The sequence below is a fragment of the Kitasatospora sp. NPDC057936 genome (assembly GCF_042887525.1).
In the GTDB taxonomy this organism is placed as follows: domain Bacteria; phylum Actinomycetota; class Actinomycetes; order Streptomycetales; family Streptomycetaceae; genus Kitasatospora.
In genome coordinates this window covers 73,622-89,884 of sequence record NZ_JBHVPD010000005.1, presented here as the reverse complement: position 1 = coordinate 89,884, position 16,263 = coordinate 73,622, and the positions used below count along the sequence as shown (strand labels likewise).

At 75.6% G+C, this 16,263-nt stretch carries 11 protein-coding genes; 9 read left to right on the top strand and 2 right to left on the bottom strand.

Annotated elements, in window-relative coordinates; all coding sequences use genetic code 11:
- Positions 1 to 12 precede the first annotated feature (12 nt).
- Positions 13 to 243: an acyl-CoA carboxylase epsilon subunit gene (locus ACFVU9_RS04525; RefSeq protein ID WP_387589828.1), complete on the top strand. Its 231-nt coding sequence runs from the start codon at positions 13 to 15 to the stop codon at positions 241 to 243.
- A gap of 115 nt (positions 244 to 358) precedes the next feature.
- Positions 359 to 3,343, top strand: coding sequence for a BTAD domain-containing putative transcriptional regulator (locus ACFVU9_RS04520; protein ID WP_380436739.1), 2,985 nt, complete (start codon positions 359 to 361; stop codon positions 3,341 to 3,343).
- A gap of 21 nt (positions 3,344 to 3,364) precedes the next feature.
- Here the strand turns inward: ACFVU9_RS04520 and ACFVU9_RS04515 are convergent, their stop codons facing one another.
- Positions 3,365 to 3,592 (bottom strand): hypothetical protein, encoded by a 228-nt coding sequence (locus ACFVU9_RS04515; RefSeq protein ID WP_380436737.1) that lies wholly within the window; start codon positions 3,590 to 3,592, stop codon positions 3,365 to 3,367.
- A 218-nt stretch (positions 3,593 to 3,810) separates the two neighbouring features.
- On the opposite strand from ACFVU9_RS04515, the gene ACFVU9_RS04510 reads away from it, so the two are divergent.
- A complete protein-coding gene (locus ACFVU9_RS04510; protein WP_387589824.1) occupies positions 3,811 to 5,724 on the top strand; it encodes a BTAD domain-containing putative transcriptional regulator in 1,914 nt (637 codons plus the stop codon).
- A 54-nt stretch (positions 5,725 to 5,778) separates the two neighbouring features.
- Here the strand turns inward: ACFVU9_RS04510 and ACFVU9_RS04505 are convergent, their stop codons facing one another.
- Complete coding sequence (locus ACFVU9_RS04505) at positions 5,779 to 6,006, bottom strand: DUF6269 family protein (protein ID WP_359973862.1); 228 nt, start codon at positions 6,004 to 6,006, stop codon at positions 5,779 to 5,781.
- 157 nt (positions 6,007 to 6,163) lie between these two features.
- Between ACFVU9_RS04505 and ACFVU9_RS04500 the strand changes: the two genes are divergently transcribed.
- The 6 genes from ACFVU9_RS04500 (at position 6,164) to ACFVU9_RS04475 (ending at position 16,255) form a co-directional block, all read left to right on the top strand.
- The gene (locus ACFVU9_RS04500; RefSeq protein WP_387589821.1) at positions 6,164 to 7,639 is read left to right on the top strand and encodes a tryptophan 7-halogenase; all 1,476 of its coding nucleotides are present in this window, start codon (positions 6,164 to 6,166) and stop codon (positions 7,637 to 7,639) included.
- A 169-nt stretch (positions 7,640 to 7,808) separates the two neighbouring features.
- A complete protein-coding gene (locus ACFVU9_RS04495) occupies positions 7,809 to 8,225 on the top strand; it encodes a hypothetical protein (protein ID WP_387589818.1) in 417 nt (138 codons plus the stop codon).
- A gap of 49 nt (positions 8,226 to 8,274) precedes the next feature.
- Positions 8,275 to 9,630: a type VII secretion integral membrane protein EccD gene (gene eccD, locus ACFVU9_RS04490; RefSeq protein WP_380436730.1), complete on the top strand. Its 1,356-nt coding sequence runs from the start codon at positions 8,275 to 8,277 to the stop codon at positions 9,628 to 9,630.
- Between the two features lie 42 nt (positions 9,631 to 9,672).
- Positions 9,673 to 10,842, top strand: coding sequence for a MinD/ParA family protein (locus ACFVU9_RS04485; protein ID WP_380436728.1), 1,170 nt, complete (start codon positions 9,673 to 9,675; stop codon positions 10,840 to 10,842).
- A 2-nt stretch (positions 10,843 to 10,844) separates the two neighbouring features.
- Positions 10,845 to 14,819, top strand: a complete 3,975-nt coding sequence (gene eccCa, locus ACFVU9_RS04480; protein WP_387589815.1) for a type VII secretion protein EccCa — start codon at positions 10,845 to 10,847, stop codon at positions 14,817 to 14,819.
- Positions 14,820 to 14,836: 17 nt separating this feature from the next.
- On the top strand, positions 14,837 to 16,255 hold the full coding sequence (locus tag ACFVU9_RS04475) for a DUF6177 family protein (RefSeq protein ID WP_387589812.1): 1,419 nt from the start codon (positions 14,837 to 14,839) through the stop codon (positions 16,253 to 16,255).
- Positions 16,256 to 16,263: the final 8 nt, after the last annotated feature.

The window sequence follows — 16,263 nt, the reverse complement described above, 5'->3', positions numbered from 1 at the left end:
GGAGTGAGCGTCATGCCCGGCGAGACCGCGTCCGTGCTCGAAGGCCCGCTCGGGCCCGCCCTGTTCCGGGTCATCAGCGGCAGCCCCACCGCGGAGGAGCTCGCCGCGATCGCCGTCCTGCTGAGCACCCGCGCCGCCGCGCAGGACTCCGCCACCGCGCGGGACCCCGCCGACCCGGCCCCGGCCGCCCGTTGGGAGGCGGGCGGCGTGCTCCCGCCCGCCTCCTGGGCCGCGCACCGCTGAACGCTGGCAGCTTGCTGCCGTCCGCGTTGCGGCCCCGCACCGACGACCTGTAACTCAGAGTGAAGAGGTCGGGGCCATTCCGGATGTGGCGGCGGCCGAGTGGAGGAGGGCAGCCGTGCTTCAGGTGGTGTTCCGGATCCTGGGGCCGCTGGACATCAGCGCCGACGGACGGCCGGTCGCCCTCCAGGGCGCCCGCCAGCGCACCGTGATGTCCATGCTGCTGCTCGCGCCCGGCCGGGTGGTCTCCGTCGACACCCTGGCCGACGCGGTCTGGAACGGCAGCCCGCCCGCCACCGCCCGCAACCAGATCGCCATCTGCGTCTCCGGCCTGCGCAAGACCCTCAAGACCGCCATCGGCATCGACGACCTGATCGTCACCAGCCACCCCGGCTACCTGCTGCACCCCGGCGAACACCGCATCGACGCCGTCGAGTTCGAGGAGCGCGCCGCCGAGGGCCGGGAGGCCGCCCGGCGCGGGCGCGCCGAGGAGGCCCGCGCCCACTACGAGGACGCCCTCGCGATGTGGCGCGGCCCCGCCCTGGCCGGCATCACCGCCGACGCCGTCGAGGCCGAGGCCGCCCGGCTGTCCGAACTGCGGCTGGACGTCCACGAGCAGCTCAGCGCGCTGCGCCTGGAGCTCGGCGAGCACCGCGAACTCATCGGCGACCTCACCGCGTTCGTCCGCGAGCACCCGCTGCGCGAGCAGTCCCTGGCGCACCTGATGCTCGCCCACTACCGGGCCGGCCGGCGCGCCGAGGCCCTGGAGGCCTACCGCGACGGCGCCCGGCTGCTCGCCGACGAGCTCGGCATCGACCCCGGGCCGACGCTCCAGGAACTGCACGAGGACATCCTCAACGACGCCCCCGAACTCACCCTGCCCACGACGCCCGCGGCGGCGCCGGCCCTGGCCGTGCCCGCCCACCTGCCGCCGGTGCCCGCCGCGTTCACCGGCCGCCACCAGGAACTCGCCGCGCTGGACCGGCTGCTGGAGCACCAGGGCGGCGCTTCGCTGCCGGTCGGCTCGATCATCGGCACCGGCGGCGTCGGCAAGACCGCGCTCGCCGTCCACTGGTCCCACCAGGTCGCCGCGCGCTTCCCGGACGGCCAGCTCTTCGCCGACCTGCGCGGCTACGACGAGGAGGAGGAGCCGCGCCGCCCGTCCGCCGTCCTCGACCGCTTCCTGCGCGCCCTCGGCGTGCCGGGGCCGCAGGTCCCGGCCGACCCGACCGAGCGCACCGCGCTGTTCCGCAGCGTCCTGTACGACCGGCGGGTGCTGATCGTGCTCGACAACGCCCGCTCCTTCGAGCAGATCCGCCCGCTGCTGCCCGGCAGTTCGACCTGCTGCGTGCTCGTCACCAGCCGCGACAGCCTGAGCAGCCGGCTCGCCGGCGACTACGCGCTCGTCCCGCTGCACCTGCCCTCGCTCGGCGAGGACGAGGCCGTCGCGCTGCTGTCCCGGGTGGCCGGCGCCGAGCGCTTCGCCGCCGACCCGGCCGGCGCGGCCCGGCTCAGCGAACTGTGCGACCGCCTGCCGCTCGCGCTGCGGATCGCCGCCGCCCGCCTGGCCGCCAAACCGCACTGGACGGTGCGCACCCTCGTCGCCCGGCTGGAGGACCAGCGCCGGCGGCTGGACGAACTCAGCCTGGACGCCCGCGGCGTGCGGGCCGGCTTCCGGCTCAGCTACCGCGACCTGCCGGCCGGGGCGGCCCGGATGTTCCGGCTGCTCGGCTCGCTCAACGTCACCGAGTTCTCGGCCTGGGCCGGCGCCGCCGTGCTCGACATCGACCCGGTCGACGCCGAGGACCTCATCGAGCAGCTCGTCGACGCCCAGTTGCTGGAGCCGCTCAGCGCCAGCGCGGGCCACGTCCGCTACCGCTTCCAGGACCTCCTCCGCCTCTTCGCTCGCGAGTGCGCGCTTGCCGAGGACGGAGAAGGTGACCTGAGGCAGGCCCTGCGGCGGGCCTGCGCGGTGTGGCTGGGCCTCGCCAAGGAGGCCCACCGCCGGGTCTACGGGGGCGACTTCACCGTGGTGCCGGGCACCGCCCCGCTGCACCCGCTGCCCCGCCACCTCACCGACGACCTGGTCGAGGACCCGATGGAGTGGTTCGAGGCCGAGCGCGCCGCGATCAACGGACTGATCCAGCAGGCCGCCCGCGACGACGAGTCCGGCTACGCCTGGGACCTGGTGATGACCACCGTCACCCTCTACCAGAACCGCAACTACCTGGAGGACTGGCGCGAGGGCGCCGAAGCCGCGCTCGCCACCGCCCACCGCACCGGCGACGCCCTCGCCGAGGCGGCGATGCTGCACTCGCTCGGCACCCTGGAGATCGTCCAGTACGAGCACGACAGCGCCTACCGGCGGCTCGGCCTGGCCCTGCGCCTGTTCGAGGAGCAGGGCCAGGACCAGGGCCGCGCCCTGGTCCTGCGCAACCTGGCGCTGTGCGAACGCCAGCGCGGCGACCTGGACCGGGCCGTGGAGACCGGCCGCCGCTCCCTGGAGATCTTCCGCAGGGGCGGTGACCGCTACGCCGAGGCCCATGTGCTGGGCCTGCTGGCGCAGATCGAGCTGGAGCGCGGGGACGCGCAGGCGAGCCTGGTGCTGTCGTCGGAGGCGGTGGCGCGCAGCCGGGGGCTCGGCACCGTGCGGGGCGAGGCGCAGAGCACCGTCCGGCTGGCGGAGGCGCTGATCCGCGCGGGCGACGGGGTCCGGGCCGAGGAGGCCTGCCGGCGCGCGCTGGAGCTGGTGCTCGGCAGCGGGGACCGGCGCGGCGAGACGCACGTGCTGAGGGCGCTGGGCGAGGCCCTGTGGTGCCAGGGCCGGGGCGAGGAGGCGGAGCCGGTGCTGCGCAGCGCGCTCCAGGCCGCGGAGGCGGTGCCGGACACGTTCCTCCAGGCCAGGGCGGGTGCGGTGCTGGGCTGCGTGCAGGCGCTGCGCGGGGACCGCGACGGCGCGGTGGCGATGCTGCGGGCCGCGTCGGGCCTCTTCGCCGAGGTCGGCGCGGGCGGCTGGTCGGAGCGGATCGACCGGCTCATGGTGGCGATCGCGGACGGCGGACCGGTCGACTCGGGGCGGCTGTTCGAACTCGTGCAGCCCTGACGGTCCGGGCGCTCGGCGGGATCAGGTCCACGGGTCGTCCTTCTTCAGGGTGTAGCCGACCGGGTGGGTGCTGATGGCGGCGGCCTGCACCGAGGCGTTCGAGGAGTCCGCCGCGACCGCGCTGCCCTGGCCGGCCGCCACCCCGCCGACCGCGACGAGGAGCACGGCCGCGCTCGCCGCGAGCCTGCCGAGCGGAGCGACCACCGCGGTGTGCGCGGTCTTGCGGGCGGAGAGAAGAGCGCTGTTCACGGTGGCCTCCAGGACCTCTCGTTCGTCCGCCTGACCCGGTGTCCTGCGGTACGACACGAACGCTACGGAGACCGCGTTTTGGGGCGCTTTCAAAGCGCTTTCGATCCGTCGAAATCGATCCGAGAGCGACCGAACAGCCGGATACAACCGCAGGTCAATAGCGTTTCGCCCAGGTCGGCCCGCGGGCGTTCGCGGGCCCTGGACGGTCGGGGGCCGGCATGGACTTCACGCTTCTCGGGCCGGTGTCGGCCGCGGTCGACGGCCGCATGGTCGAGCTCGACGGCGCCAAGCAGCGCACCGCGCTGGCCGCCCTGCTGCTCGCCCGCGGCCGCGTCGTCCCCGACGAGCGGCTCACCACCCTGCTGTGGGGCTGGGAGCCGCCCGCGACCAGCACCAACCAGCTCTACACCTACGTCTCCCGGCTGCGCACCCGGCTCGGCGCCGGCCACGGCCTGCACCGCCACGGCGCCGGCTACCGGATGGACACCGACGGCACCACCGTCGACTGGGACCGCTTCCGCGAACTCGCCGACGCCGGCCGCGCCGACCTGCGGGCCGCCCGCTACGCCGAGGCCGAACGCCGCCTCGCCGACGCGCTCGCGCTCTGGCGCGGCCCGGCCCTCGCCGACGTCACCGAGCACCTGGCCGCCGCCGAGGGACCCCGGCTGGCCGAGGCCCACCTCGCCGCCGTCGAGCAGCACGCCGAGGCCGCCCTGGCGCTCGGCCGGCACGACGAACTGCTGCCCGGCCTCACCCGGCACGTCACCGGCCACCCCGTCCGGGAGCGGGCCCGCGCCCAGCTGATGACGGCGCTGTTCCGGGCCGGACGGCAGGCGGACGCGCTCGCCCAGTACGAGGAGGCGCGGCGGCTGCTCGCCGACGAGCTCGGCATCGACCCCGGCCCCGAACTGCGGGCCCTGCACCAGGAGATCCTCACCGGCACCCTGGCCGGACCGGCCGCGCCCGAGCGGGCGGCCGTCGCCGTCGCCGTCACCCCGGCCGCGCCCGCCGAAAAGCCCGTCGCCGCCGGACCCGTCGCGGAGCCGACCGCCGGACCCGTCGCGGAGCCGACCGCCGAAACCGTCACGGAGCGGGCCACGGAACCCGTCGGTGAGCCGACCGCCGAGCCCGTCGCCCGCCCGGCGCTGCTCCCCGCCGCGCCCCGCGACTTCACCGGCCGCGAGACCGAACTCCGGCTCGTCCTCGACGCGTTGCACGACGGAAGGGACGTCACCGTCACCGGCGCCCCCGGCACCGGCAAGTCCGCCCTCGCCCTGTACGCCGCCGAACACGCCCGCGACGCCTTCCCCGACGGCCAGCTCCACGCCGACCTGCGCGACGCCGACGGCACCCCGCGCAGCCCCCGGCAGGTCCTCGGCTGGTTCCTGCGCGCCCTCGGCACCGCGCCCGCCCACGTCCCCGACGGCCTCGACGAACGCGCCCAGCGCTACCGCACCCTGCTGGCCGGCCGCCGGATGCTCGTCCTGCTCGACAATGCCGCCGACGACGCCCAGGTCCGCCCGCTGCTGCCCGGCGGCGGCGCCACCCGCACCCTGGTCACCGGCCTGCGCCCGGACCTCGCCGCCCTGGAGGGCGCCCGGCTGGTGCGGCTCGGCCCGATGAGCCCCGCCGAGGCCGCCCGCCTGCTCGCCTCGATCGCCGGCCCCGAACGCCTCGCCGCCGACCCGGAGTCCACCGCCCGGATCGCCGAGTACTGCGACCGCCTCCCGCTCGCCCTGCGGATCGCCGCCGCCCGCCTCGCCGACCGCCCGCACTGGCGCCCGGCCCGGCTCGCCGACCGGCTGGCCCCCGCCGAACGCCGGCTCGGCGAACTGCGCATCGGCAGCCTGGACATCACCACCGCGCTGCGCCCCGCCCTGGCCGCGCTCGACGCCCCGGCCGCGCACGCCCTCGCCGTCCTGGCCGCCGCCGGCCTCGCCGCCCTCACCGCGGCGGACGCGGCGGCCCTGCTCGACCTGCCCCTCGACGACGCCGAGGACGTCCTGGAGCGGCTCTGCGACGCCCGGCTCCTGGAGCCCGGCTCCGGCGCCGACCGCCCCGCCCGCTACCGGATGCCGGCCCTCGTCGGCCTCCTCGGCCGGCTCGGCCGCGCCGCCGTCCTGGCGGCCTGACCCCGAGGCTCCCGCCGCCGGATCAGGCCGCCGGACCAGGCCGCCGGCCCGCCCTCAACCGCACCCACCGGCGTGGCCCTCGTCCAGCCCGTAGGTCGCGATGTACCCGTTCTCCGCGGTGCCCCGCACGGCCAGTTCGCTCAGCGCGTCGACGTAGTCCGCCAGCAGCTCGGCCCACGGCGTCCCCCCGTCCTGCAGCAGCAGGTCCTGGTCCAGGGCCGCGCTGCGCTCGATCTCGGTCAGGACGTCCAGCGGGTGCTCGACCTTCAGTTCCTCGAACATCGTTCCCTCGTTTCCGTTCCGTCGGTGGCGTCGGGCCGTCCCCGGCCCCGCACCAACAGACTGGAACCGCCGTCTGTACCCGCCCTCCGCTCCGTCTTGCAGCACCGGTACAGATCCCCGATAGGCCCGCCATACACGGCCGTTGGACGCTCCCGCCATGACCCTCGACGCCCGCACGCCCGCCCCCGTCGACCGCATCGTCATCGCGGGCGGCACGCTCACCGCCTGGATCGCCGCGGCCCGGCTGGCCTCCGCCTTCCGGGACACCGTCCGCGTGACGGTCGTCGAGACCGCCGAACGCCCCACCGCGCAGGTCACCGCGCTCGCCCCCGCCTTCCGGCGCGACCTCCTCGACCGGCTCGGCACCCCCGAGAGCACGTGGCTGCGCGCCTGCTGCGCCTCCTTCAACGCGGCCACCCGGTACCGGGGCTGGCGCCCCGACCCGGTCTACCTGCCCAACCCCGGCGCCACCCCCAGCTGCGAGGGCTTCCCGCTCACCGACTTCTGGCAGCTGCGCCGCAGCACCGGCCACACCCTGGAACCCGTCGACCACGCGTGCTTCGTCACCCCGCCGCTGCTCGACGCCCGGAAGTCACCGCGCTGGCTCGACGGCCGCACCGCCTTCCCCCACGGCTGGCACGCCGACACCGCGATGCTCACCCACTTCCTGCGCCGCACCGCCATCCAGACCTGCGGGGTACGGCTGCACAGCGCGGAGATCCTCGGCGCCGAACGCGACCCGGCGGGCCTGGTCACCGCGCTGCACACGACCCGCGGCCGCGAGGAGGCCGACCTCTTCCTCGACTGCACCGGCCGCGCCGCCCGCCTGCTCACCGGCATCCTCGGCGAACCGTTCCGGCCCGCCGCCGACGGCCTCGTCGCCGACACGCTCGCCACCGTCACGCTCCCCCACGACAGCGCCCGCCACGGCGTCGCGCCCTACACCGCCGTCACGACCCGCCCCGAGGGCCACACCTGGCACCGCACCCTCCTCGGCCGCCGCACCACCGGCCTCGCCTACGCGAGCGAGCGCACCGGCGCCGCCGAGGCCGAACGGATCCTCGGCGCCCCGGCCGGCGCCGTCGTCACCCACACCGCCACCCCCGCGGGCCGGCTGCGCCGCAGCTGGGTCGGGAACTGCCTGGCCCTCGGCACCGCCGCCGCCAGTGCCGACCCCCTGGACGAGGACCACGCCGACACCCTCGCCCTGCTCGACCGGCTGGTGCGCGACCTCCCCTCCCGCGACGGCCGCACGACCCCGGCCGCCCGCTTCGACGCCACCGCCGCCGCCCTGCACGAGCAGGCCCTCGACCTCGCCCGGCTCCGCCGGCTCACCTCCCCCTACGCGCCGCCCGTCCCGGCCCCCGACCACCTGCGCCAGGTCCTCGACGCCCACGCCGCCGGCCTCGCCCCCACCCCCGACGAGCTCCCGCTGCGCGCCCTCCTCACCGCCCTCACCCCGCACACCGCCGCCCCGCCCCCGTCCCTCGCCCACCACCCGCACGCGATCCGCACCGCCGACGACGCGTTCACCCGCATCAAGCGCCACCAGCGCACCCTGCTGGAGACCCTCCCCGACACCCACACCTACCTGACCGCCGCCGGCCCCCTCCCCACACCGGCCCTCGCCTGACGCCGTCTCCCCCTCTCCCCCAATCCCCCACAGCTCCCGTCCCCCTTCCCCCCATCTCCTCCCCCCGCCCCGAAGCCCCCGCCTCTTCCCCCCACCGACGGGGTGTGCTTCGGCCCGACCCATGCCTTATGTTGCACAGGCAAGACACGGGGGAGACGGCGGGCGGCGAATGGCACGGGACTACGACAGTCAGCTGCTGGAGTCGGTGGCGGTGCGTCGGCGCAGGATGCGCGACGCGCTGCTCTTCGGCGCGCAGCGGGTGCGGCGGACGGCCGACGAACGGTTCGGGAAGGTGTTCGCGGGGATCGCGATCGCGGCCGTGCTGTGCGCCGGCTGCGTCGGGTGGTCGTTCCTGCAGACCACGCTGGCCAAGCAGAAGGCCGACCAGCAGAAGCAGCAGCAACAGCAGCAGCAGTTCCAGGTGCCCCACGACTCGCCGGACCCGTCGCGCCCGCCCACGCCGTCGGTGTCCCCGTCGGCGGCCCACGCGGTGACCCCGCAGTCGGCGCCGAAGGCCGGGCCGCAGTCGACGCAGCAGGTCGCACCGACAAAGGCCGCGAAGTCCCCCGAACCGGCCCATTCGTAGAAGCATCGGCCCGAGAGGTCGCAAAGGTCGCGATGATAGGTTCCCGCAAGTGGTGAGCACAGCAACGACTTCCCCGGCCCGTCTCAGCAGGGTGACCCTGATCGGGGAGCGGCGCCGGGCCGACGTGGTCCTGCCCTCCGACACACCGATCGGCATGTTGCTCCCGGACGTGCTGCAGCTGCTCGACGACCGGGCCGCGAACCGCCCGATGACCCGCCAGCTGGTGACCCCGGACGGCTCGGCGCTGCCGCACGACAGCACCCTGGACTCCGCGGGCGTGGCCGACGGCGCCGTCCTGCGGCTGGTCCGCGCGCACTCCGCCCCGCCCGCCCCGGTCGTGCACGACGTCGTCGACCTCGTCTCCGACGACCTGGACCTGCGCGCCTGGCGCTGGCGCCCGGCCGCGCGCCGGGGCAGCGCCGGGGTCGCGACGGTGGCGTTCGCCGTGACGGCCGCCGTGCTGGCCCGGCACGAGTTCCCGCTGGCCCCGCTGGCCGGCGGACTGCTCGCGGTGGCCGCCGTGCTGCTGGCCGCCGGCGCGCTGGTGTCGAAGATCGGGGAGGGCAACCGGGGCCTGGCCACGGCGCTGCTGCTGGCCTCGGGCGGGCTCGGCATCCTCGGCGCGTGGACCGCGGCGGACGCCTACCACTGGGGGCCGCCGGTGCGGCTGGCCGCGGTGGCGGGCGCGCTCGCCGTGACCGTCGTCATGCTCGGCTTCTTCTCGCCGCTCGGCCGCGGCGGCCTGATCGGCGCCGGCGCCCTCACCGTGATCACCGCGGTGTGGGAGGCGGTGGCCGCCGTCCACACCGAACCGGCCCGGGTGGGCGCCCTGATGGCGCTGTTCTCGGTGGTGCTGCTCGGCGTCCTACCGCGGCTCGCCCTGATGGCCTCGGGCCTGACCGCGCTGGACGACCGCCGCTCGGCCGGCGCGTCGGTCAGCCGGCACTCGGTGGGCACCGCGCTCGCGGCGACGCACCGCGGCCTCGCGCTCGCCACGATCGCGACCGCCACGTCGGCCGCCGCCGCGGGCTGGCTGCTGACGCTGGCCGCGAAGCCGACGGCCTGGACGGTGGTGCTACCGTCGCTCGTCGCCGTGGTGCTGCTGTCCCGGGCACGGGCGTTCCCGCTGGTCGCCGAGGTCGTGGCGCTGCTCGCCGCGGCCGCGGTGCTCACGGTGCGCCTGGTGGTGCTGTGGGTCGGGCACGGCGGCGGGGCAGGGGCACTGGCCGTGCTGTGCGTCGCGGCGGTGCTGCCGCTGGTCGCGCTGGCGGTGCAGCCGCCGGAGCACACCCAGGTGCGGCTGCGCCGGGTGGCCGACCTGGTGGAGTCGATCGGCATGGTGGGGCTGTTCCCGCTGGCCGTCGGGGTGTTCGGGGTGTACGGGCAACTGCTCAGCAAGTTCTGAGCCACCCGTCAGCAGGTCGGATCTGGAGGGGCAGAGGAAGTCATGTCGAACGGGGAGAACTGGCAGGGCGACGTCCTGCGCGATCTGCGGGCCCAGCTCGACGGTTCCGCGTGGGGCCCACCGCCGGCCGACGGGGCCCGGCCCGCGCCCGCGGGACCGCCGCAGGACCGGGTGCCGTACGACCAGGCGCCGCCGCAGGACCCCGCCGCGCAGCAGTACCAGCCGCCGCAGGGCCGACAGCCGTACCCGCAGCAGCCGTACGAGCAGCAGCCGCAGGTGACGACCCAGCGGACGCCGGAGTCCCGCCCCACCGTCGACGGCAGCCTGACCGCGCTCGGCCGCAAGCCGCGCGGCGGCGAGCCGTTCGCCACCCGGGCCGCGCACGCGGTGTGGAAGAACGTCTCCTCCTCCGCCTCCCGCGAGGTCGCCGAGATCACGCGGATCGCCGAGAGCCTCCAGCAGCCGGTGACCACCGGCCGCCAGATCGCCGTCACCTCGATCCGCGGCGGCGCCGGCAAGTCGACGGTCGCCGCCCTGCTCGGCACCACCTACGCCCACTACCGCCAGGACCCGGTCCTGTTCGTCGAGGCCGACACCGCGCTCGGCTCGCTGCCGATCCGGCTGGGCACCGAGACGCTGCGCTGGACCGCCAGCGACCTCGCCGAGATCGTCAAGCCGCAGATGTCGCTGCTGGACATCACCGGCTACCTGGTCCAGCTGCAGAACAACTCCTGGCTCCTGCCGGGCAGTCAGGGCCAGATCGGCGCGATGCTCGACGCCCGCGGCTACCAGCGCGTCATGGTCGCGCTGCGCCGCTACTTCGGCGTCACCGTCGTCGACTGCCAGACGCTGCCCGACGAGGTCGCCCGCGTCGCGCTCTCCGCCGCCCAGGCCCGGGTCATCACCACCCCGGCCACCCTGGACGGCATCGCCAGCACCCACGCCGTCCTGCAGTGGATGCGCGCCCTGCCCGCGCACGTCATCGCCGGGACGGTCGTCGTCGTCACCGAACTGACCCCGCACGCGGGCGTCGACGTCGAGGCGGCCGTGCGCACCCTGCGCGCCACCGGCACGGCCGTCCACGTGCTCCCGTACGACCGCCACCTCGCGGCCGGCGGCGTCATCCGGACCGACCTGCTCGCCCGCGCCACCCGGAGCACCGCCACCCGGCTCGCCGCCGACGTCTTCCAGCTCTCCCAGAAGCGCCACTGACGATGAGTACCCGACTGATCCACCGCCCGGCCCGGACGGTCCGTCCGCCGGCCGCCCCCGAGGCCCGCACCATCGAGGCCCCGCCCAACCTGCCCGAGGGCAAGGCCGGCAACATCGCGATGTCGCTGCTGCCGATGGCCGGCGTCATGTCCTCGGTCATCATGATGACCGTCGTCCGCAACAGCCAGTTCGCGGGACTCGGCGCCATCATCCTGCTGGTCACCGTCCTGGGCTCGGTCGGCCTGCTGTTCTCCCAGCGCGGCAAGGCCCAGCGCACCCGCCGCACCCAGCGCGAGGCCTACCTCACCTACCTGGAGGACCTGCGCGAGGAGCTCGCCGCCGAGGAGCGCGCCCGCGGCGACCACGCCGACGTGCTCAACCCGCCGCCCGGCGCCCTGTACGACATCGTCCGCGACCCGGCCCGGCTGTGGGAGCGCCGCCGCGTCGACGGCGACTTCCTGCGGGTCCGCGTCGGCACCGGCGAGATGCCCGTGCGCGACCTGCGGATCGGCCAGCAGGCCTCCTCCGCGATGACCCCGCCCGACCGCTTCATGCTCAACGAGGCCTCGGCGCTCACCACCCGCTTCCGCACCGGCACCGAACTCCCGCTCACCGTCCCGCTCGACCGCGTCGGCGACGTCAGCGTCATCGGCCCGCGCGAGGACTGCCTGCGGGTCGCCCGCGCCCTGCTCACCCAGAGCGCCGCCCTGCACGCGCCCGACGACGTCGCCGTCGCCCTGGCCGTGCCCGGCGAGCGGCTCCCCGACTGGGAGTGGGCCAAGTGGCTCCCCCACCTGCTCGACACCGACCAGTACGACGGCCCGGTCGCCGCCCGCCGCATTGCCCCCTCGATGCCGCAGCTGGCCCGCCAGATCGGCGCCGAACTGCGCCGCCGCGCCTCCTACGCGACCGAGGTCCGCCGCGGCCTGTCCGGCTCCGACGCGCTGTCGATGACCTCCCGGCTGCTCGTCGTGGCCGACGGGCACGGCGAGGACGCCGTCGACCTGCCGCGCCCGGACGACGCGGTCGGCCTGCGCGAGATGGGCGTCACCGTCCTGCACCTGCTGGAACGGCGCGTCCAGGAGCCCGGCCAGATCGGCGTGCGGATCACGGTCGAGGGCGACCAGGTGCTCATCGAGGACCTCCGCCAGGAGCAGCCGATCAGCGCCCACGGCACCGTGGACGAGGTCGGCCCCTCCTTCGCCGAGGGCCTGGCCCGGATGCTCGCCCCGCTGCGGCTGTCCGCCGAGTCGCTCGGCGACGCCCCGCTGAGCGGCCCGGTCGAGTTCGCCGGCCTGCTCGGCATCGACGACGTCGCCCACCTCGACCTCGCCCGGCTGTGGGCCCCGCGCGGCGAACGTGCCTTCCTGCGGGTGCCGATCGGCATCAGCGACAGCCACGAGCCGGTGCTGCTCGACCTCAAGGAGTCCTCCGAGCTGGGCATGGGCCCGCACGGCCTGTGCGTCGGCGCCACCGGCTCCGGCAAGTCCGAGCTGCTGCGCAGCCTGGTGCTCGCCCTGGTGGCCACCCACCCGCCGGAGGACCTCTCGCTCGTCCTCGTCGACTACAAGGGCGGCGCGACCTTCGCCCCGTTCGCGAACCTGCCGCACGTCGCCGGCGTGATCACCAACCTGGAGAACCAGGCCGGCCTGGTCGAGCGCGTGCACGCCTCGCTCGCCGGTGAGGTCAAGCGCCGCCAGCAGGTCCTCAAGGACGCCGGGAACGTCGCCGACATCGGCTCCTACGCCGCCCTGCGGGCCGAGCGCCGGCCCGACCTCGAACCGCTGCCGCACCTGTTCGTCGTCATCGACGAGTTCGGCGAACTCCTCACCGCCAAGCCGGACTTCATCGACCTCTTCCTGTCCATCGGCCGGATCGGCCGCTCCATCGGCGTGCACCTGCTGCTCTCCAGCCAGCGCATCGAGGGCGGCAGCCTGCGCGGCCTGGACACCTACCTGTCCTACCGGCTCGGCCTGCGCACCTTCTCCGCCGACGAGTCCCGCACGGTCCTCGACACCACCGACGCCTTCCACCTCCCGCCGCTGCCCGGCTTCGGCTACCTCAAGGTCGACACCAGCCACTACGAGCGGTTCAAGGCCAGCTACGTCTCCGGCGCCTACCGCGGCCCGGTCCAGCGCGGGGACGAGGACGCCGGCCCGCTCGCCCTGGAGTACGGCGCCTTCAACACCCCGGCCAAGGCCGAGGACCAGGACGGCCCCGAGCCGGCCGCCCGCCGCCGCACCACCGGCCCGACCGAACTCGGCGTCGTCGTCGGCCAGCTGGAGAACGCCGCACCCCCGGTCCGGCGGATCTGGCTGCCACCGCTGCCCGCCGCGATCGCGCTCGACAGCGTCGCCGGCCCGCTCGACGTCGGCCCGCGCGGCATGCAGCTCACCGGCCGGCGCGGACGCCTCCAGGTGCCGCTCGGCCTGCTCGACGACCCCACCCGGCAGTGGCAGGGCAACTGGGTCCTGGACCTGACCGTCGCCGGCGGCCACGTCGCCTTCATCGGCGGCCCGCAGTCCGGCAAGACCACCCTGCTGCGCACCCTGGTCCTGTCGCTCGCGCTCACCCACACCCCGCAGGAGGTCGGCGTCTACGGCCTCGACCTGGTCGGCGGCGGCCTCCAGGCGCTGGCCGGCCTGCCGCACGTCGGCGGCATCGCGGGCCGGGCCGACCGCGAGCGCGCGGCCCGTACGGTCGAGGAGGTCCGGGCGATGCTCACCGCCCGCGAGGACCTCTTCCGCGACCACAACATCGACTCCGTCGACCAGCTGCGCAGCCTGCACGCCGCGGGCCGGCTGCCGGAGCTCGCCTCCGCCGAGATCGTCCTGGTCATCGACGGCTTCGGCGCGCTGCGCGACGACTTCGAGGAGCTGGACGACGCCGTCCTCGACATCCTCAAGCGCGGCGGCGGCTACGGCATCCACGTCGTGGCGGGCATGCTCCGCTGGAACGACGTGCGGATCGCCGCCCAGTCGAACTTCGGCACCCGGGCCGAGCTGCGGCTCAACGACCCCAGCGAATCCAGCATCGAGCGCAAGCTCTCCGAGACCCTCTCCGCCGACGAGCCCGGCCGCGTCCTGACCGACGGGCGGCTGTTCGCCCAGGTCGCGCTGCCCCGGATCGACGGCCTCGCCGACAACGGCGAGCTCGGCACCGTCCTGGAGCAGAGCGCCAGGACCGTCCGCGCCACCTGGACCGGCGAGCTCGCCCAGCCGGTCCGCGTGCTGCCGCACGTCCTGGAGCCGCACCTGCTGCCCGGCCCGGTCGCCGAGCCGCGGCGGGTGCCGATCGGCCTGGACCAGGCGGCGCTCGCACCCGTCCTGCTCGACCTGTTCCACCACGACCAGCACCTGCTGGTCCTCGGCGACAGCGAGTGCGGCAAGTCCAACCTGCTGAAGACCGTCGCCGGCGGGCTGATCGAGCGGCACGGCGAGGACGAGATCGTGTTCGCCGTGATGGACCCGCGCCGCAGCCTGCGCGGCGTGATCCCCGAGGAGTACAACGGCGGCTACGCCTACAACGCCCGGATGTGCGCCGGCCTCGCCGCCGCCGTCGCGGGCGAGCTGGAGAAGCGGCTGCCGGACGAGAACGCGCCGCTGGAGGACCTGGAGCCGGGCCGCTGGCGCGGCGGCGGCCCGCGGATCGTGGTGCTCGTCGACGACTACGACGTCCTCACCACGGCCGGCCAGAGCCCGCTCGCGCCGTTCCTGCCGTACCTGCCCTCCGCCGCCGACATCGGACTGCACTTCGTCGTGACCCGCCGCGTCGCGGGCGCCTCGCGCGGCATGTACGAGCCGCTCGTGCAGGGCCTGCGCGAGTCCGGCGCCTCGGCGCTGGTGATGACCGGCGACCGCGGCGAGGGGCAGCTGTTCCCCGGCGTGTACGCCGCGCTGCAGCCCGCCGGGCGCGGCGTCATCGTCCGCCGGGGCCAGCCGAACCGGCTGGTCCAGACCGTGTACACGCCCGAGTAACCGAAGGACTCGACGACATGACCAAGGACGTCATCGCCCTCACCCCGCGGATGCCGGACGCCTGGACGGTGCTCGCAGGCCTCCTCTCCGGCGGCCCCGACAAGCTCCTGGACACGACGGGCGAGGGCGCGGTCGTCCAGCTCCTCGACGAGCAGGCCCGGCCGCTGGTCTCGGTCGAGGCGCCGCTGCTGGTGCAGGTCCCGGGCGAGGCCGAGCGGCTGCTGGGCGCGACCCCGCCGCGCGTGCCGTACTGGTGGACCGAGGCCCGCGCCACCACCGGCGTGCCGGACGCCGAGAAGCTCGCCGGCACCTTCGCGGCCCGCGTCGCCCACCTCGCCGACGGCACCGCGTGGCCGCGGGAGGCGACCCGCTCGCTGGCCGTCGTCGACACCGCCGGGATCACCGCCGCGCCCACCCCGGCCGCCGCGCAGCCCGCCGTCGACGTGCTGACCGAGAAGGTCGCCGTGGTCATCATGGACCGCCCGGTGGTCGCCATGACCGCCTGGCTCTCCGACGCCTTCCGGGCCGCCGCCGACTCCAACCGCGGCCTGCAGATCGTCACCCCGGCCGGCACCACGCTGTCCCCCGCCGTCCGCGGCAACCTGCCCGGCTGGCCGTCCCGCTGGGTCGTCCAGGACGAGCGGGACGGCTACTACGACGGCCTCACCGGCGCCGTCCTGCGCTGGCAGGAGGGCATGTTCGCCACCGTGGTGAACCCGGAGGGCACCGAGGACGACCCGCGCACCCCGGTCGCCGCCTCCTACCAGGACGTCTCCGCCACCGGCGACCTCCAGCTGGCCGTCACCTTCCGCACCGCCCACCCGGCCGACGCCCGCCTCGTCCTCGGCGGCGCCCTGGAGACCGTCTGGCGCGAACTGACCGGCGAGCCGCCGGCCGGCTGGGGCAGCGCCGAGCCCGCCAACCTGCCGTGGTCCCCCGGCCGGCTCACCGACCTCGCCTACTCCCGGGCGCCCGAGCCCACCTGGTTCGTCGTCGTCGGCAGCCCCGAACGCCCCGGCCTGGCCACGCTGAAGGTCACCCGCACCAAGTCCGGCGTCGAGGAAGAGGTGACCCTCGCCTTCGGCTACGGGCCCGGCGAGGAGCCGCCGCTGGACGCCCTGCCGCGGATGGCCGAGGCGCTGGTGACCCGCCACCGGCTCAAGTCGATGCTGCTCCAGCTGCGCCGCGCCCGCCGCGACCTGGCGGTGCCCGCGTACTTCGAGGGCCCCGGTGTGCCGCTGGCCTTCGTGCTCGGCGCGGAGGAGGTCCGGGCCGTCCCGGACGACCGCGCCCGCCGGACGCCGCTGTCGGCGGAGCCTGTCAGACTGGGTCCGAAGGCCCGGCCGGCCTACTACTACCCGATGCCCGGGGATCCGTCCGACCTCTCCGGGTGGACGGAATTCGAGCGTCTGGTGCGGCATTTGAAGGGTGAGTGAAGGCCTCG